Raw genomic sequence first — 16,082 nt, forward strand, 5'->3', positions numbered from 1 at the left:
TTTGATTAATTCACAAACCTAAAAAAATACAATGCCCTCCACAACTTTTGGAACTGATCCGCTTTAATATTCTATATAGGCTAAAGGGTTTTACTTTCAAAATTATATGGCTTATGGGGAAAAGGTGAAGTAACAGTAAAAGAAATTGCCCTGTCTGAGTTAGAATCAGAACAGGGCAAAGGGTTGGGGCGGGCCTTGGCACGGCGCGTTTAGTTTAAAGACCTGAACACCGTGGGTTCGATTCCCATGCACTCCACAAATTGGTAGATATTCTACCGAAAAAATATTGTCCGTCAGAGGTAGGAGTCTGACGGGTCAATCGGTAAAGCCCTCCAAACTGGTATTCGAGGGCCGGTAATACTCCAAGCCGTTGTTTGGAGTCACAATCACAAATGCTATGGCAAGGCCCACAGTATGCGATTCGTGTATCTTTCGCCGGTCTGCCCGTTTAAAAAACGGTCGGGTAATTTATGCCCGCAAAGGTAGCGCATTACGCATATGCGTTAATAAATGCAAATAGTACTAAAGTTTAGTTGACTGTTAAAATAACTATCAACTTGTATTCTGCTCTTCTTTTGGAGGTTTCTTTTAGGTAGTTTCGAGTTGACAATGTTTACTGTTGTTTGCTGAATCCCCTAAAGGAAACCTCATTCGTATTATTGAACGACGCTAGGAAAAGCTAATTTTCTTTCAAATCTAATGGGTCAAACTTAAAACACAAGCCCATGTAGTAAATTTACTATTTCTAGCATAAGCTTTGAAGTATCCGTTAGGTATAGTTTGACCAATAACCAGAACAGCGTTAAAACTGGCACTCAAGCAGGAGAAGCGATTGTTGCGAATACGCGAATACATTTACAAAAGTAGATGACCACTGCGTTAGACACATTTCAAACTACGTCCTGGCGTTATCCAGTCTCTGACCGGTATTCAATAAACTGCCGCGAACCAGATATGAAAAGTTGAGTCTCATCAACTTATTCTGCATTATATGGAATTGAGTTAACTATAGAACAGTCTCAGCATTCCGGCTAAGTTCTAGTCTTTAGTAAGCCTCTTTCGAAACAAAAGAAAGAGCACAAGAAAGGTTACTTCGCCTACCAGCGCCCAGGCTTGTGATTCAACTTTCCAATGAAATGGCTTCCATTCACCACTTAAATAAGCGATACATACGTAACTAACTAATAAGCTTATGACGACAAGCCCAAATGTTCTCATAGACTCATGTTATCTGGTTTGATCATTCTGCTTTAAAAGGCAATCGTTATAGAAAGGATTGTGCTACTAGTGGGTACAATGATTTATTCTTGAATACTCGTAAAATTCATTCGAAAGATAGGAATCTCTTTAACCGTACGCGACGGGTTTTGGTTGACAGTTATTGAAAGGTTAAGACTATTTTGCTACCCTCGCCCGGCGGTTTCCGGCCGGTATTTAATAAATTGCTGCCAACCAGATATGGAAGTTGACTCTTGCCAGCTCATTGTATATAAGCATACGTGTAGAGTTGACTGCATATATCGTAATTTACTGTCATGAAAAAACGTATTCAACTACTGATAAGCCCGTTGATTGTCTTAAGCTTATTGGCTTGCGGTCAGCAGCCGCTGGACAAAAAATACAATAGCACAACCATGTGGTATGACGTTCGGGTGGGATCGAAACCTAAAAACGACTCCCTGAATCACGAGTTATGTGCGCAGGCGGTTGCCGAAAACGCTAAACATGGGGTGAAGAATGAAGATTTTACCTATCAGGAGTTACTTGATCAGGGGTACGAATTGATGGGGAAAGCACACTCAGAAGCGTATGCTGATAGTGTGCAGAAAGCGTACAACCCATAGAAAAGCTGGAGCAGACTAACTTGATGGATTCGATTATACTGTCCTTTGCGCCCGCCGATGGTTTAAAAGGCTGACATTATCAATGTCCAACTACTACTTTTGACGCTTTAAATCGTTCAAACATCTCATAAGTCTGCCGGGCCAATGGATCTTTCTCAATCATTTCCTGCTCAATTTCATCAAAAAAAGGCTGCATAGCCATCCAGACACTGGCTCGTTGTTCAGCAGATAAATGATAATGCTGGAAAAATAATTCGTCCTTTATTGCTTGCTTGCTCGACTCAGTATCAGCCGCGTGATATTGGTCGATTAATTGAAGAATGATGCTTTCCATGTGTTACTTAGGAGTTGATTTAAGCGTGTTATCAATTGTATCAATCATGCGCTGGTAATAGGCGGCTTTTGTAAGTAGAAACCTATAATCAGCGTCGTTTGCTCTAGGCGGGTAATCAATAATTTGCTGCTGAGTTGCTTGCAGGTAAATAATTAATCTTTTACGTTGAGCTATCCACTCAGCACGTTCTTCATCACTCATAATTGGGGCGTTACGGGTAGGTTAACAAATGTACTAGCTAACCGTAATGTCCATAAGTATAAGGTAATAAATTAAATGGATACTAGTAGCGTTTTTGAGTCAAATCGCCTTACTTCTTCGCTTTTTTGCTCAACGACAAGCAGATTTAGAAAGTTACGGATTTTCGCCACTTGCTAATACCTCATTTCAGCAAATCCGCTAAATACGTCTTCACAAGTTTGATGCGTACCTGATAGAAATGATCGTCGGAGGAGAGCAGGCGGGTGCGCCGGAGTTGTGGTAGTTGTAAGGTCTCCGTAGCGAAACGGTGCATTAATGAATCGACCTGAGTGAGCGACTTGACCAGATCAACGTTCAGGGCTGAGTTGATACTTACTACTTTTTGGGCCGCAGCTGGTCCTTCCGTGGCCGGAATGCGCTGATAATCGACGGCTAACGTATCCACAAACAGGTTTTCGTCGCCGTAGATGATCCGGCCATTCACAATGGTAGCCCGTACCGAATGGTCATCCTCTGTTAGCAATGCATCTAAGGCGGGTTGCCGGGCCGATTGCTTGCGTAGAATGAAGAAGTCAGCGTTGTAGCCCGTTTCAATGGTACCGGCTTTTGCTTGCCCCAGGGCAGCGGCTGGATTCCGGGTAACCATTGCCAGCAACTGCGCATTGCTGACATCCAGGGATACGGTATCGCAGAAGTGCCGGGCAAACTTAAGTTCATCCCAAACATGTTTACTGCCGCTGGGTGCCCAGTCGGAGCCCAGGCACACGTTGATGCCGTGATCAAGCAGCGTTTTTACAGGGATCGTATCGCGATAGAGAATCAGATTGGATACCGGCGACCAAACGATGCTGATGTGATTGTCGCGCAGGAAACCGAGGGTAGCCGGGTCGGAATAATCTAATCCACAGGCATGGGTTAGGGTCAGGTGAGCCGTTTTTAGGAACTCAGGATTGGAGAGTTGCGCGAGCGCCTTCTGAAACTCCGTAAACTCCCGCCGACTGAACCCGTCGGGTTTTCCACGTTGAAGATAGCCTGATCGTCCTTCGGCAATATGTGCGATGGATGCATAAAATCGGTTATTGCCGTTTTGAACGGATTGCAGAAAATCATCGAAACTCGGGTGGCGCATCATGGGCCAGCCAGAGGTATCATCATTGGCCTGTAAGGGGCTGCCGGACGGATCGAAATTTGGACCCGGCCGGACAAAGTCGACCACCGAAAATACCTTTTTCGTAACCGGAAGCCCTAGTTCCTGAGGAGCGCCGGTGTTCCGAACGATAAAGCTCGGCAGGCTGCCGTTATTTTCTAACTTAATGGTTTGCTGAAGGAGCGTAGTGCCGCCCGCTACAGCCTGTAATTCAGTAACAACGCCGTACATTTTCTGGATTTCGCTGATGGCCGAGGCCATCGAAACAGCCGTTGCTGATTCTGCCTTTTCCTTCGTAAGCGACTGGACTATGGGCTGTACAAAGCCCAGATAATCGTTTACCCAGCGCGATTCAATGTAATCTTTAAAGCTCTTTATTTCCCGAAGGTATTGCTCATTGTTTCGCCATTGATACCGGTTGCTCCAGACCGCTGGGCTTTGCCAGAGTGGGAAAATATTGTACTCGGAATGGACATGTAAATTGATCAAACCCGGAAATATGACTTCATCATCAGCCAGTTCCAACAGAATTAAATCCGGGAGTGAGAGGGGTACTTTGCCATTCTGAATCGTCTTGATTTGACCATTTTGAACAAGAATCGTTTTGATGGATTCACGTCCCTGAGAATCAACTACATTCCCCATGATGCATAAGGGGCGGCCAGACGATGAGTACATAGAAGTTGAGTATCGTTTTTCTTTTTGTGGATAATCTACTATTTTATATTGTGTAAATAGGTATTAGAGGTAGATTAATTGGTATTGTCGGCTGGGTTGCCGTATTTAGCTATAGAGCGAACTGACACTACAGTTTACCATGGCTACCAGAAAAATCAATCCGTTGCAGACAGAAACACAACGGCTCAATAGACTTTTTATACGACTTGTTTTTGGGTTAGCCTGCCTTCAGTTATCACTGGGTGTTTCGGCCCAAAAACTGAGCGTTACTAAAATGGACGCGCTGGTTGAGAAACAGCTATGGCCTGCTCTCGATGAACTCAGCGATTATGTGTCGCTCCCAAATGATGCGGTCAATGCGGAGGATATTAACAAAAATATTGCCTGGACCGAAAAAGCGTTCGCGAAACGAGGCTTTCAGACGACCGTACTCAAGACCACGCATTTGCCACTGTTTTTAGCGGAGAAATCCATCCCGAAGGCAACACAAACGGTTCTGTTCTATTTTCATTTAGATGGCCAACCCGTACGGGCTAACGAATGGAATCAGAAAGATCCGTGGGTGACGGTATTCAAAGAAAAAACGAGCACCGGTGACTATAAAGAATTGGGGGGGGATCTGCCGAAAACGGTTGTCAACGATGAATGGCGACTGTTTGGTCGCTCTACCTCTGACGATAAAGGGCCAATTATTATGATGTTGAATGCACTCGACATTGCGCAGGTCGAGAAACAGACTCCACCTTTTAACATCAAGATTATTATCGATACAGAGGAAGAAAAAGGTTCGGCAGGCTTAAAAAGCGCGCTGGATTCCTATAAAGAGAAGTTGAAGGCCGATTACATGATTGTCATGGATGGCCCCATGCATTCGTCCAATATCCCGACCCTGACCTTTGGGTGCCGGGGCAATGCTGGTTTCACCATGACAACCTATGGGGCCATCACGCAGCAGCATAGCGGCCATTTTGGTAATTACTCACCCAATCCAGCCTTTCGACTGGCCCGGTTGATTACGTCCATGAAAGATGAGCAGGGGCGGGTGCTGATCCCGGGTTTCTACGATGGGATTACGTTTGACGATGCCACCAAAAAAATCATGGCCGCCGTGCCCGATAATAAACAGGACATCAATAAAACCTTGCTGATTGCCGACGAGGAGAAAGTGGGTGCCAACTATCAGGAGTCGCTTCAGTATCCATCGCTGAACATTCGGGGTATGAAGGCTGCCGTGGTGGGGAAAGGGTCTGGTACCATTATTCCGGAAGAAGCCGTAGCCAGTTTCGATATTCGACTGGTGCCCGAAACGGATGGCAAACGGATGGTCGAGCTGGTTCGTAAACACATTGAAAAACAGGGCTTCACCGTACTGGATCACGTACCAACACCAGAAGAACGGCTGAAATACAGCCAAATCGTGTTCTTCGAAGGTAATGCCGGAACGCCTGCTTTCCGTACCAATATCAACGAACCGATGGGTAGCTGGCTGCGGAAAGCGGTTACGAGCAGCTTTGGTAAAGACCCTGTCATCATCCGAATTATGGGAGGCACCGTACCCGTGGTTCCGTTCATTCAGGCGTTGAAAGTTCCGGCGGTCATTGTGCCGTTAGTGAACATGGATAACAATCAGCACAGCCCGAACGAAAACCTGCGGTTGGGGAATTTACGGACGGGAATAAAAACCTGTCTGGCTATTCTGACGACGCCCTTACCATGACGTATTTTTGTGATTCCGACCTTAGGTCGGAATCACAAAAACTATAAAATTATGAGGCTCCTGCTCCTTTTGTTCACAACCTTACTGACAACGGCTGCTCTGGCCCAGGCGCCTTTTGCTGAACAGCTCGCCAAACACCGCGAAACCTATAAAAAGGATTTACTGGTATCGGCGGGTGGTCCATTAAAAGCGCAGGAGGATTTGGCGTATATCCAGTTTTACGCTCCCGACTCCACCTATCGGGTAACGGCTACGGTGCAATTAACGCCCAAGGCTGAGCCGTTTGAGATGCCTACCTACAATGGGAAAACCAGGCCGCACGTGTCTTATGCCATCCTGTCGTTTGTGCTCAATGGTAAGCCCCAGACATTGACCCTCTATCGGAACCTGAATGTGATCCGCATGCCCGAATACCGAGATTATCTGTTTCTGCCGTTCAAGGATGCCACATCGGGTATGGAAACGTATGGGGGCGGCCGGTACATCGACTTTCGAACCGGCGATATTCAGAACGGCCACCTGACCATCGACTTTAACAAGGCTTATAACCCCTATTGCGCCTATCAGGAGGGTTATCCCTGCCCAATTCCCCCTAAACAGAACCTGCTATCAGTCCCCGTTACTGCTGGCGAAAAGAACTATGGAAAAGCGCATTGATGGGCGCATTTCGCACACCGAAAGGTGCTGAAAGCCAGATAATTCCGGGTTGGATTAGGGAATACAGGCAGCTAAACAACCCTTCATTGTTGCCGCTTTCTGCCGATTTGTGAATATTATTTCAAAGAAACAACTTATTCGGCAAATATCGGGTTGACTAATTAGTGGGGTATCTAAACCCTCATAGATGGGCGGAGTGCCGTCGAAGTAACCCACCTCTCTAATAATACATCCTGACGAACACACGCAGGCTGATCTCACTTAATACCGATAAGGAATGGAGACATTTAGTAAAAAAGAAAAAGAAAAAGCAAGACAAAAAAAGAGAAAAGACAAGGAAGAAAAGCGAGAAGAACGGAAAGCGAGCGCCCAGAAAGGGCAAGGGCTTAATGAGATGTTGGCCTATGTGGACGAAAACGGGAACATAACCTCGACGCCACCAGACCCAAGAAAAAAGAGAACGATCGATCAGGAAGATGTTCAGATCGGCGTATCAAAACAGGAAGCAATGGCCCCGCAGGACAGCGTCAGACAGGGTATTGTTAGCTTCTTCAATGCGTCGAAAGGATACGGCTTTATACGGGATTTACAGAGTCAGGAGAGCATTTTTGTGCACATGAATGGCCTTATAGATGCCGTTGGTGAAAGTGATAAGGTAACGTTTGAAGTGACCAGAACACCCAAAGGGCTCAATGCCGTTGAGGTGAAAAAGGCTGTATAAACGGAATCGACAACTCGGTTTATAAACCATATTTTCACAATTGACACTAATTGGGGATAAATAGGGTTATCTTTATAGACCAGGTGCCACTCGGACACCCGGCTCATCCTTATCTCCTATATTATGAGTAAGCCGATTTACACCTCCATTCCCCCCACCACCGATAATGTATACTGGATGTTGAAGTCCTCGGATGGTAAAACCAGTATTTATGTGCCACGGGATAGAGATCTTGACCGACAGCTAAAGATTAAGTTTCAAGCCGAAGTCGCTGCACGGACATCAATCAAACGGAAAAAGGAGTATCGGTAATCACTAAGGAATAACTACGTATACTACTATAGCCTGGCCTCTCAGCCAGGCTTTTTAGTTAAATGGCTCTTTGGTAAGTGACTGTAAGATAGTTACTTACCAAAGAGCCATTGTTTATTCTTATGGGTTAGTATTACTGTTTGCTGTTTTGAAAAATAAGGTGCTCATCTTCAAGCGGTTCCTTATTGTCGAGCTTAAGGCTTGACGTAGTCGATTCCGTATTTACGTTCCAGGTTTGATTTAGCAGATCGAATGGCTTCGATGTTCCCAAGTTGAGCGTTAACGAGGAAAGCCCATTTCCTCCATAGTAGGTTACAGCAGGTGAATAAATCCAGGACCCTTTGGTCGATTTGTTTCCCTGAGTGGCAGTCACAGACCCATCCGCCGAGAATACGAACGTAATGTCTTTGAAGCTAGACGACTTATCTTCTGTTCGTTGTTGGAACAAACGAACAGACCAATTGCCGGTTGGCATCACCGATTTTACATCGATTGTAGTTGCGGTTGTCGTAGCAGGAGCCACGTCGTCGGATTTTTTGCAGGAAAATGTCGTAGTAACCAATCCCACTAATAGAAGCACAAGAAGTTTCATAGGAAAAGCGCGTTTGGATTTTTGTACAATACGACGTAACCCTGGTTGAAGTTGCGTGAACTACTTAGTAAATTTTACTTAGTATGCATCTGGGTTATCAACTGTCCATAGACTGACTCATTCTTGGCTTGTCATTAAGATTCATTAATCTCCGGGAGGCTTCCAAACACGAGAGAATGGTTGGTGGTTAACCGTACAGAATCAGTGTACGTTTCTATTATCAACTAGTATGGCAAAGACAGGAGCCGACCTACTGGTCGAACGGTTGTTGGAATGGGGTGTCGATACGGTATTCAGTCTTCCCGGCGATGGTATCAATGGCATCTATGAATCACTGCGAAACCGACAAGACAAGATTAAGCTTATTCAGGTGCGACATGAGGAAGCGGCTGCCTTTATGGCCTGCGGTTATGCCAAATTCACGGGTAAACTCGGAGTTTGCATAGCCACATCAGGTTGCGGGGGAATTCACTTGCTCAACGGCCTGTACGATGCCAAATATGATGCTCAGCCCGTACTGGCGATCACCGGGCATACCGCCCATGATATTAGCGGAACGTTTTTTCAACAGGATGTTGATCTGGTCAAAGTATTTGCCGATGTGGCCGTTTATAACGAGCGGGTTATGGGGCCAGACCACGTCGTTAACGTATTGGATCAGGCTATTCGCACGGCGCTGGGTCAGCGTACGGTAACACACATTTCATTCCCGAAAGATTATCAGGACTGGACAATACGTGATGATACCCGCTCGTCGACCAACGTTCCTAACCACAGTAGCGCGACTCAGGTTAGTCAGACAGTTGTTCCCGATGCGAACCAGTTACAGCGAGCGGCCGATCTAATTAATGCGGGAGAAAAGGTGGCAATTTTTGCTGGCCGGGGTTGCCTAGGTGCCCGTGACGAAGTACTCGCCCTGGCCGATGCTGTAGGTGGTCCAATTATCAAAGCCTTGCTGGGCAAAGGTGTTGTACCCGATAATGATCCATACACCACGGGCGGCCTGGGATTGCTGGGAACGGCTCCTTCGCAGGATGCAATGCAGGAATGCGATACATTGATCATGATTGGAACGCGGTTTCCATACCTCGAATTTTACCCTAAAGCAGGCCAGGCCCGAACGGTTCAGATTGATCTTGACCCATCCCATATTGGCCTCCGAACTCCCGTTGAAGTCGGGCTGATGGGCGATAGTAAAGCTGTGTTACAGGCCTTACTGCCATTAATTCATCGTAAAAAAGACCGCAGTTTTCTGGAGAAAGCGCAACAGCGAATGACCTACTGGAACGAATTGATGACCGAACGGGGCACCCAGGATATGATTCCAATGAAACCACAGGTGATTCCGCATACGCTTAGTCCACTCCTGAATGACGATGCTATCGTTACCTGCGACTGTGGCAATAACACGACCTGGGCCGCCCGACATATTCAGATACGGGGAGATATGAAATTTTCAACCTCGGGGCTATTAGCTACAATGGCTTCGGGCTTACCCTATGCCATTGCTGCGTCAGTGGCTCATCCTGGTAAGCAGGTTGTCGCTTTAGTGGGCGATGGTGGCTTCACCATGCTCATGGGCGAGTTGGCTACAGCGGTAAAATACAAACTACCCATTAAGGTGTTCATTTTCCACAACAATTCGTTTGGCCAGATCAAATGGGAACAGATCGTGATGGAGGGCAACCCCGAATTTGCGGTCGATTTACAACCCATTGATTTTGCCGCCTACGCCAACGCCTGTGGAGCAAAGGGTTTCACGATCGACGATCCCAAACAGGCCGAAGCAGTTATTCGGGAAGCGATGACCCATGATGGCCCTGTTGTAGTAGATGCCATTGTTGACCAGAATGAGCCGCCTATGCCAGGAAAAATCACAACTGAACAAGCTATCGAATTTGCCAAAGCCCTTGTTCGTGGGGAACGTGATCGGAGTGAAATTATCAAAAACGTGATCAGCAATCAGTTTCACGAGGCCATTGCTACTAAAGGACGCAGTTTGCTGGATATTTTGCCAGGCAGAGGGTAATTAATCAAATGCTTATTCTTTCTAATGTAGTAGGTTGATCGTTAGGAGATTATATATCAATAGCTATGAGCTTAGAAGAAGAAATAACGATCTATCAATTCGGGCATGGCGTCTATTCCGTTAGTGATAGTCTTGAGCGCTTTAACCAACTGGATGAGCACGCAAAAAAGATATGGTTGTATGAGCTTTATTCGCTGATACAGCAATTGAATCCCGTTGATGCTGATATTGAACAGGCGATAGTTGATAGCTCGTTAAATCCTACAGATACGCCTTGCATTTCGCTGAAAGCTCGCCGATTCAGGCCACGTCTGGTATTCCTGCCTGATGGTGAGCCTGAAAAAATAGCTGAATTGCTACTCTACGTATTTAAGGTAGCTTACCAACGGAGCTACGCGCTGGAAAAGGAAAACCCAGGCGAATGGTGGTATTCGGATTTCTCGAAGCCTGACATCGTACAGACTATACTAGCGAGACATCATGCGCTAGTCGATGATATATACAATAACCCCAGCTTTCGATGCGAATTTGTCACCCTTACTAAGCTGTGGTATAAGCGAATAACAGGATCACAGACAAAATCATCAGAACCAGAACCCATTTCTGAAACCCAGACTCACTTTGATTTCCTTACCTATGACGAGATAATAACGAAGCCTATTGCCGTACATAAGCAAGAGAATGCAATATGGGTACTGCAAAATTCAGTTAACAAAGGATTAGCCAAACAGTATGGATTAAATTCTGATCAGGCAAATCGATTAGTGATGGCTGTGGTTGAGCGGCATATGCAGGAAACGTACAATACCGGACTTTTTTAAGGCCTCACTAATGTCGTTTTTTACCTTCTTGATCGCTATAATCTAGCTTAAAAGCTACGAGTAAAATCAGCCTACTGAGGCCTTTTCGTGCTGAAAAACAGCTTAGTATACGCTTGCTCAGTATAAAAAATCCAGCCTATGAACTGGTGGATGGTGTTTCATGTGTGATAGTGGGTGTTTACTATAAATAACCTGCCGGAGGGTTACCTCTTGAGTGATCAGACTTTTTTTGCTCAGTCTATAAGCCAGCAAACTATAGACCTGGAAAAGCCCGATACACTCTTATTGGATATTGCCCTGTTTCAGGCTACGAATGAAGCCCGTCGGCAGGCAGGTTTACCTCTGCTACAGTATGATCTGGCTTTGTATCAGGCCGCCCAAAAACACGCTCAATCAATGATAGCCTACAACTATTACGGCCATGAGAATTTTCATAGCCTGAGTGAGTTGACGCCCATGAAACGCATTGATAATCAAACAAAGCAGTTTTGGCGAATTGCCGAAAATATTGGCCAATACCAAACGATAGATACACCTGAGTGGTTCTGCGTCCGTTTTAATAAACGAACGCATCAATACGAGTACCTGGATTCTCAAACCCGCCAGATTTTTCAACCGCACACTTATGCTGGTTACGCTCGATATGCGGTAACGCAATGGCTCAATTCACCCCATCACCGGGCTAACTTACTTAACCCTTTGTTCACGCATGTCGGTTGTGCAGGCCGCTTATCGACCAATCCGTTCAGGGAGCGAAAAGCGCCATTTGGGCGGTTGGTGCAGAATTTTGGGACAAAACGTTTATTCGCTCAGGCTGATCATTAGGCGTATTCCCTTCTCTACCGATCAGCCTATTTTTTTGCCCAGATCAGTCCATAATCCATCTGCGTCGGAATATTTTCGGCAGTCGGCTTAAGGCCAGCCGCCGAAAACCAGCTTCGGTATTCGGCGCGGCTGTAACAACGGCCTTTGGTATTCCAGAACAACTGGGCCGAATAATCGGTAACAGCTAGTGGGCCATCTAAGTCATCATTCAGAAAAGCGTCGTGTACCCATAGTTCGCCACCGGGGCGCAGGGCTGAGGCAAAGCGATGGGCAAGCAGCTGGCAGGTGGGTGTTGGCCAGTCGTGAAAAAGACTGGCTGCCAGTAAAATATCCGCTTGGGGAAGCGCATCGGTTAGCATGTCGCCCGATAGAAACGTTACCCGATCTTTCACCGTATCTGCCCCCGACCGACCACTTTGGCTGAATTCATCCAGTAGTTCAGTCGCTACGGTCAATACCGCCGGACGATCCAGTATAGTTGCCGTGGAGTCAGGGTTGATCAGCAGCCATTCGTAGGTGTAAAAGCCGGTGCCTCCTGCAACATCCAGTAAATGCCCTTCTCGTTTGGTCAGGTTCATGGCTACAATGGGCGAAAGATGACGGGCGCGTCCGGCCAGGCCAAGGGTAAATTTTCGAGACAACTCAGGGTCGTCCATAGGGGAGGGTTCTTCGCCTTCCTTCACAAATGAAATACCGTCTGGTGCCTGAAGCGGACCATCGTTTTTAAGTCGGATAGCCATTTCGAGTACGCCTGGATCGTCCTTTTCTAAACCCGTGTAGCCCGTTAAATTAGGCGTTTGGGTTTGTACCAGATAGCGACCTAATTCGGTGATGCCTAGCCGTCCCAATTCGTCCTGCTCGAGTAGTTCCATAGCGCACAAAGCCGGAAATAATACCATTGCCGGACGTTCGCCTACCTGTAAACGATTGCGTAAGTCAAGTGGGGATAGGGGGGCACTACTTAATTCCTCAAATACATGCAGATGATGAACGGCTGCCAGTAACAATCGGGAGCCAAACATTGCTCGCAAGTGGCGTGTAATTGGAGCGAGGTCGGGTTGGGTCATAACGGATATCCTAAACTAAAAGATGAGCGACAAAATTGGACTTCAAAGATAGAGCTCATTAACTAAAGGAGACAGGACATACGCCATATCTCTGAAGACGTGGTGTATGTCCTGTCTCCTTTAGTTAATGCTCTTTTAGAAAAAAAGTAGTGAGTAGCTAGCCCATAGTAATGGGTTTTGTGTCTTAGTAAAGAACCCTAACACGATTTAATGACAAGCACAGCTATTCAAACAGTTTTCCAGCGCTTTGCTTCCCTGAAGGTGGGCGTTATCGGCGACTTTGCCATTGACCTTTATTTTACGCTACAAACCCAAACCGGCGAACTATCTCTTGAAACAGCGCTGGAGGTATTTTGGGGCAGCCAACCCAGTGCATCACTAGGTGCTGCGGGTAATGTCGTTCAGAATCTGGTCGCTCTGGGCGTCTCGGATATTCAGGTGATTGGCTGTGTAGGCAATGATTTATTCGGGCGGGAGATGCAGCATTTATTCCGTTCGCTGGGTGTGCAGACGCAGCATTTACGGGTACTCGACCAGACTTGGGATACCTGCGTGTACACCAAACCGAATCTAAACGGCCAGGAGGCTAACCGGATCGATTTCGGTATTGCCAATACGCTGGATGATGCCGTTTTTATAGATCTGATCATGAGCCTGGAGCAAGCCATAACTACGCTCGATGTACTGATCATTAACCAGCAGTTTGCTAATCCGTTACTCGCTACCAATCGGGCTACTATCCTTAATGACTTAATTGCCCGCTATCCCAATGTTCAGTTTTTGGTCGATATGCGTGATGTCGGAAAGTTGGTACAACAGGCTACGCTAAAAGTAAACACAGCCGAACTCGCCAAATTTCTGGGCATCGAAGCGCCCGAACACCCTGATCTGGACTGGTGTATCCAACAGGGCAATACCTTTCGCGAACAAAGCGGTGGCCCCTTGCTGATCACACGCGGTCACGATGGGATTTTGTACCTGGATGATGCCGGCGCACAGTTAGTTGCAGGACTGCCACTACAAGGGGAACTCGATACCGTTGGCGCAGGCGACACCGTTGTGGCAACCTGGGCGGCCTGCATAGGTGCTGGTGCTTCACCCGAGCAGGCCCTGGCGATCGCTAATCTTGCGGCTGCCGTTACGGTTCAGAAATTAAATCAAACCGGTACAGCCAGCCTGGCCGAAATCCTTGCCCTGAATAACACCTACCATTCTCATGACTAACGAAACCTTACAACAGTACCGTCAGGAGTTACATGATCACCTGACCAATGAGTTATTGCCTTTCTGGACGCAACGGGCCGTCGACCGCGCAAACGGCGGCTTTATCACTCACTTTGATCAGTACGGGAACGATTCGGGCGAAGATGAGAAATCGCTCATTGCGCAAACCCGTTCTATTTATACCTATTCGTCAGCTCATCGGGCCGGTTATGGTACTGGCGAACTGGCTGATATGGCCCGTCACGGCGTCGACTATCTGTTGACTAACATGTGGGATCAGGAACACGGCGGCTTTTACTGGATGACGAACCGCAAAGGTGAGGTGCTGAACGATCAGAAAATCGTGTACGGTCAAAGTTTTGCCATCTATTCCCTGAGCGAATATACACTGGCAACGGGCGATACGCGTGGTATAGATTATGCACGGAAGGTGTTCGATCTGTTGCAGAAATATGTAGTGGATACCTGCCACGGTGGCTATTTCGAAATGTTTCACCGTGACTGGACGCTGAAAGGGCCGGGTGCTGCCGGAGGTGACCGTAAAACGCTCGATGCCCATATGCACTTGATGGAGGCTTTTACAACCCTGTATGAATGCACCAAGGAGCCTATTCATCGTCGTAAACTACTGGAAGTCATTGAACTTCTGGTTACGAAAATCATGCACCCAACCTATGGTACAGGTGTGCCGCAGTTCTGGGCCGACTGGCGGGTGGCTCCTCAAATCAAGTTCGATGTCATTTGGGGCTGGGATCGGTTTACGGAAGATGGCATTAAGCGGGAGGCTGAAGATAACACCAGCTATGGCCATAATGGTGAGTTTGCCTGGTTGCTGATTCACGCCCTCGATATACTTCAACTCCCTTATGATACTTATCACGATCAACTGTTAAAATCCTTCTCACACGCCGTTGACTACGGGGTAGACTGGGAGCATGGGGGCGTTTTCGTAGAAGGATCGCATAGTGGTGACGTATACGATCGCGAAAAAGAATTCTGGCAGCAGGCTGAGGTGCTGATTGGTTTTTTAGATGCCTATCGGATTCTTGGCGATGAAAAATATTGGAATGCCTACGCAAACGTCCACCGCTTTGTACTGGACAAAATGGTTAACCATAAAGTAGGGGAGTGGTGGCCGCTTATGACCCGGCAGGGTGTTCCCATCTGGACGCACATGAGCCATTCCTGGAAAATCAACTACCATACCGTTCGTTCGGTAGTGCAATCGATTCGGCGGCTGGATAAACTGATAACTATAAAAAGCGATTAAAAATGTACTCTTATTCCAGTTGATTGCTTAAACGGATTGAGCTTATTATTATGTAGAAAAAGTGCAAAATTATAGTTGTATATTTTAATTTACTTCAATAACTTGACCGTTAAATCAACCCTTTTACGGTCATGAAAACCTCACTTTTGGTAATTGCCCTTTTGCTGAGTACCGTTCTGCGTGGTCTGGCTCAGGCCGACAACGATGCTATTAAGCGCGTGCTGCTTAATGAGACCGAAGGTTTTTTTACACGAGATAAAGCGAGGTGGTCAAATGCCTGGGCGCATACCCCTTATGTCAACTTTGCCGCTAACTTATATGGCGGAGATTTCAGGCTCATAAAAGGCTGGAGCGATCTGGAAAAACAATTTGCCAGTCAGTTTAAAAGCTCCAAAGTAACGGATAAAGTTATGGTTCAGAACGCCAATTACACGATTCACCAGAATGGTAATATGGCGTTTGTTAGCTACGATCAGACCTTAGTAGATAGCCACGGGAAAACCACGTCGAAAGAAACCCGGGTGGTGGAGAAGCTGAACGGACAATGGAAGATAATCAACGTGATCGCGCTTACGAATCTCCAGAACTTTGCGAAGAAATAAGGCGTGTGGAAGTAAACAAAAACGGGCTGGATTCCTCATCC

General features: G+C 46.7%; 16 protein-coding genes. 11 read left to right on the forward strand and 5 right to left on the reverse strand.

Annotated elements, in window-relative coordinates; translation table 11 throughout:
• Positions 1–1,535 precede the first annotated feature (1,535 nt).
• Positions 1,536–1,844: a hypothetical protein gene (locus ACYVGO_RS29780; protein WP_460972436.1), complete on the forward strand. Its 309-nt coding sequence runs from the start codon at positions 1,536–1,538 to the stop codon at positions 1,842–1,844.
• A 79-nt stretch (positions 1,845–1,923) separates the two neighbouring features.
• Here ACYVGO_RS29780 and ACYVGO_RS29785 read toward each other — a convergent pair whose 3' ends face one another.
• The 3 genes from ACYVGO_RS29785 to ACYVGO_RS29795 form a co-directional block, all read right to left on the reverse strand.
• Complete coding sequence (locus ACYVGO_RS29785; protein WP_460972437.1) at positions 1,924–2,178, reverse strand: hypothetical protein; 255 nt, start codon at positions 2,176–2,178, stop codon at positions 1,924–1,926.
• Between the two features lie 3 nt (positions 2,179–2,181).
• On the reverse strand, positions 2,182–2,379 hold the full coding sequence (locus tag ACYVGO_RS29790) for a hypothetical protein (protein WP_460972438.1): 198 nt from the start codon (positions 2,377–2,379) through the stop codon (positions 2,182–2,184).
• Positions 2,380–2,560: 181 nt separating this feature from the next.
• Entirely contained in the window at positions 2,561–4,204 is a 1,644-nt protein-coding gene (locus ACYVGO_RS29795; RefSeq protein ID WP_460972439.1) for an amidohydrolase family protein, read from the reverse strand.
• 139 nt (positions 4,205–4,343) lie between these two features.
• On the opposite strand from ACYVGO_RS29795, the gene ACYVGO_RS29800 reads away from it, so the two are divergent.
• From ACYVGO_RS29800 to ACYVGO_RS29815, 4 genes are all read left to right on the forward strand, one after another.
• Positions 4,344–5,921, forward strand: a complete 1,578-nt coding sequence (locus ACYVGO_RS29800) for a M20/M25/M40 family metallo-hydrolase (RefSeq protein WP_460972440.1) — start codon at positions 4,344–4,346, stop codon at positions 5,919–5,921.
• Positions 5,922–5,972: 51 nt separating this feature from the next.
• Entirely contained in the window at positions 5,973–6,578 is a 606-nt protein-coding gene (locus ACYVGO_RS29805; RefSeq protein ID WP_460972441.1) for a DUF1684 domain-containing protein, read from the forward strand.
• A 277-nt stretch (positions 6,579–6,855) separates the two neighbouring features.
• Positions 6,856–7,299, forward strand: coding sequence for a cold-shock protein (locus tag ACYVGO_RS29810; protein WP_142774822.1), 444 nt, complete (start codon positions 6,856–6,858; stop codon positions 7,297–7,299).
• Between the two features lie 123 nt (positions 7,300–7,422).
• Positions 7,423–7,611 carry a hypothetical protein gene (locus tag ACYVGO_RS29815; RefSeq protein ID WP_142774821.1) on the forward strand — a complete coding sequence of 63 codons (189 nt, stop codon included), beginning with the start codon at positions 7,423–7,425 and terminating at the stop codon, positions 7,609–7,611.
• 133 nt (positions 7,612–7,744) lie between these two features.
• Here the strand turns inward: ACYVGO_RS29815 and ACYVGO_RS29820 are convergent, their stop codons facing one another.
• The gene (locus ACYVGO_RS29820; protein ID WP_460972442.1) at positions 7,745–8,203 is read right to left on the reverse strand and encodes a hypothetical protein; all 459 of its coding nucleotides are present in this window, start codon (positions 8,201–8,203) and stop codon (positions 7,745–7,747) included.
• Between the two features lie 229 nt (positions 8,204–8,432).
• Here ACYVGO_RS29820 and ACYVGO_RS29825 point away from each other — a divergent pair, with 229 nt between their 5' ends.
• The 3 genes from ACYVGO_RS29825 to ACYVGO_RS29835 all read left to right on the forward strand — a co-directional run bounded on the left by ACYVGO_RS29825 (position 8,433) and on the right by ACYVGO_RS29835 (position 11,878).
• Positions 8,433–10,232, forward strand: a complete 1,800-nt coding sequence (locus ACYVGO_RS29825) for a thiamine pyrophosphate-dependent enzyme (protein ID WP_460972443.1) — start codon at positions 8,433–8,435, stop codon at positions 10,230–10,232.
• Positions 10,233–10,297: 65 nt separating this feature from the next.
• Positions 10,298–11,053 (forward strand): DUF5958 family protein, encoded by a 756-nt coding sequence (locus ACYVGO_RS29830; protein WP_460972444.1) that lies wholly within the window; start codon positions 10,298–10,300, stop codon positions 11,051–11,053.
• 210 nt (positions 11,054–11,263) lie between these two features.
• Positions 11,264–11,878, forward strand: a complete 615-nt coding sequence (locus tag ACYVGO_RS29835) for a CAP domain-containing protein (protein ID WP_460972445.1) — start codon at positions 11,264–11,266, stop codon at positions 11,876–11,878.
• 26 nt (positions 11,879–11,904) lie between these two features.
• Here ACYVGO_RS29835 and ACYVGO_RS29840 read toward each other — a convergent pair whose 3' ends face one another.
• The gene (locus ACYVGO_RS29840; RefSeq protein ID WP_460972446.1) at positions 11,905–12,945 is read right to left on the reverse strand and encodes a methyltransferase; all 1,041 of its coding nucleotides are present in this window, start codon (positions 12,943–12,945) and stop codon (positions 11,905–11,907) included.
• Positions 12,946–13,155: 210 nt separating this feature from the next.
• On the opposite strand from ACYVGO_RS29840, the gene ACYVGO_RS29845 reads away from it, so the two are divergent.
• From ACYVGO_RS29845 to ACYVGO_RS29855, 3 genes are all read left to right on the forward strand, one after another.
• Entirely contained in the window at positions 13,156–14,169 is a 1,014-nt protein-coding gene (locus ACYVGO_RS29845; RefSeq protein ID WP_460972447.1) for a bifunctional heptose 7-phosphate kinase/heptose 1-phosphate adenyltransferase, read from the forward strand.
• Positions 14,162–15,439 (forward strand): AGE family epimerase/isomerase, encoded by a 1,278-nt coding sequence (locus ACYVGO_RS29850; protein WP_460972448.1) that lies wholly within the window; start codon positions 14,162–14,164, stop codon positions 15,437–15,439. Before ACYVGO_RS29845 ends, ACYVGO_RS29850 begins: the two co-directional genes overlap by 8 nt.
• 131 nt (positions 15,440–15,570) lie before the next feature.
• The gene (locus ACYVGO_RS29855; RefSeq protein ID WP_460972449.1) at positions 15,571–16,041 is read left to right on the forward strand and encodes a hypothetical protein; all 471 of its coding nucleotides are present in this window, start codon (positions 15,571–15,573) and stop codon (positions 16,039–16,041) included.
• Positions 16,042–16,082 lie beyond the last annotated feature (41 nt).

Source organism: Spirosoma migulaei, assembly GCF_054776855.1.

What these genes read in the sequence shown, in the direction of transcription:
- ACYVGO_RS29820 (WP_460972442.1), bottom strand. Translation starts at nt 8,203, where the DNA reads ATGAAACTTCTTGTGCTTCTATTAGTGGGATTGGTTACTACGACATTT.
- ACYVGO_RS29780 (WP_460972436.1), top strand. Translation starts at nt 1,536, where the DNA reads ATGAAAAAACGTATTCAACTACTGATAAGCCCGTTGATTGTCTTAAGC.
- ACYVGO_RS29790 (WP_460972438.1), bottom strand. Translation starts at nt 2,379, where the DNA reads ATGAGTGATGAAGAACGTGCTGAGTGGATAGCTCAACGTAAAAGATTA.
- ACYVGO_RS29800 (WP_460972440.1), top strand. Translation starts at nt 4,344, where the DNA reads ATGGCTACCAGAAAAATCAATCCGTTGCAGACAGAAACACAACGGCTC.
- ACYVGO_RS29815 (WP_142774821.1), top strand. Translation starts at nt 7,423, where the DNA reads ATGAGTAAGCCGATTTACACCTCCATTCCCCCCACCACCGATAATGTA.
- ACYVGO_RS29805 (WP_460972441.1), top strand. Translation starts at nt 5,973, where the DNA reads ATGAGGCTCCTGCTCCTTTTGTTCACAACCTTACTGACAACGGCTGCT.
- ACYVGO_RS29810 (WP_142774822.1), top strand. Translation starts at nt 6,856, where the DNA reads ATGGAGACATTTAGTAAAAAAGAAAAAGAAAAAGCAAGACAAAAAAAG.
- ACYVGO_RS29825 (WP_460972443.1), top strand. Translation starts at nt 8,433, where the DNA reads ATGGCAAAGACAGGAGCCGACCTACTGGTCGAACGGTTGTTGGAATGG.
- ACYVGO_RS29785 (WP_460972437.1), bottom strand. Translation starts at nt 2,178, where the DNA reads ATGGAAAGCATCATTCTTCAATTAATCGACCAATATCACGCGGCTGAT.
- ACYVGO_RS29795 (WP_460972439.1), bottom strand. Translation starts at nt 4,204, where the DNA reads ATGTACTCATCGTCTGGCCGCCCCTTATGCATCATGGGGAATGTAGTT.
- ACYVGO_RS29845 (WP_460972447.1), top strand. Translation starts at nt 13,156, where the DNA reads ATGACAAGCACAGCTATTCAAACAGTTTTCCAGCGCTTTGCTTCCCTG.
- ACYVGO_RS29850 (WP_460972448.1), top strand. Translation starts at nt 14,162, where the DNA reads ATGACTAACGAAACCTTACAACAGTACCGTCAGGAGTTACATGATCAC.
- ACYVGO_RS29830 (WP_460972444.1), top strand. Translation starts at nt 10,298, where the DNA reads ATGAGCTTAGAAGAAGAAATAACGATCTATCAATTCGGGCATGGCGTC.
- ACYVGO_RS29855 (WP_460972449.1), top strand. Translation starts at nt 15,571, where the DNA reads ATGAAAACCTCACTTTTGGTAATTGCCCTTTTGCTGAGTACCGTTCTG.
- ACYVGO_RS29840 (WP_460972446.1), bottom strand. Translation starts at nt 12,945, where the DNA reads ATGACCCAACCCGACCTCGCTCCAATTACACGCCACTTGCGAGCAATG.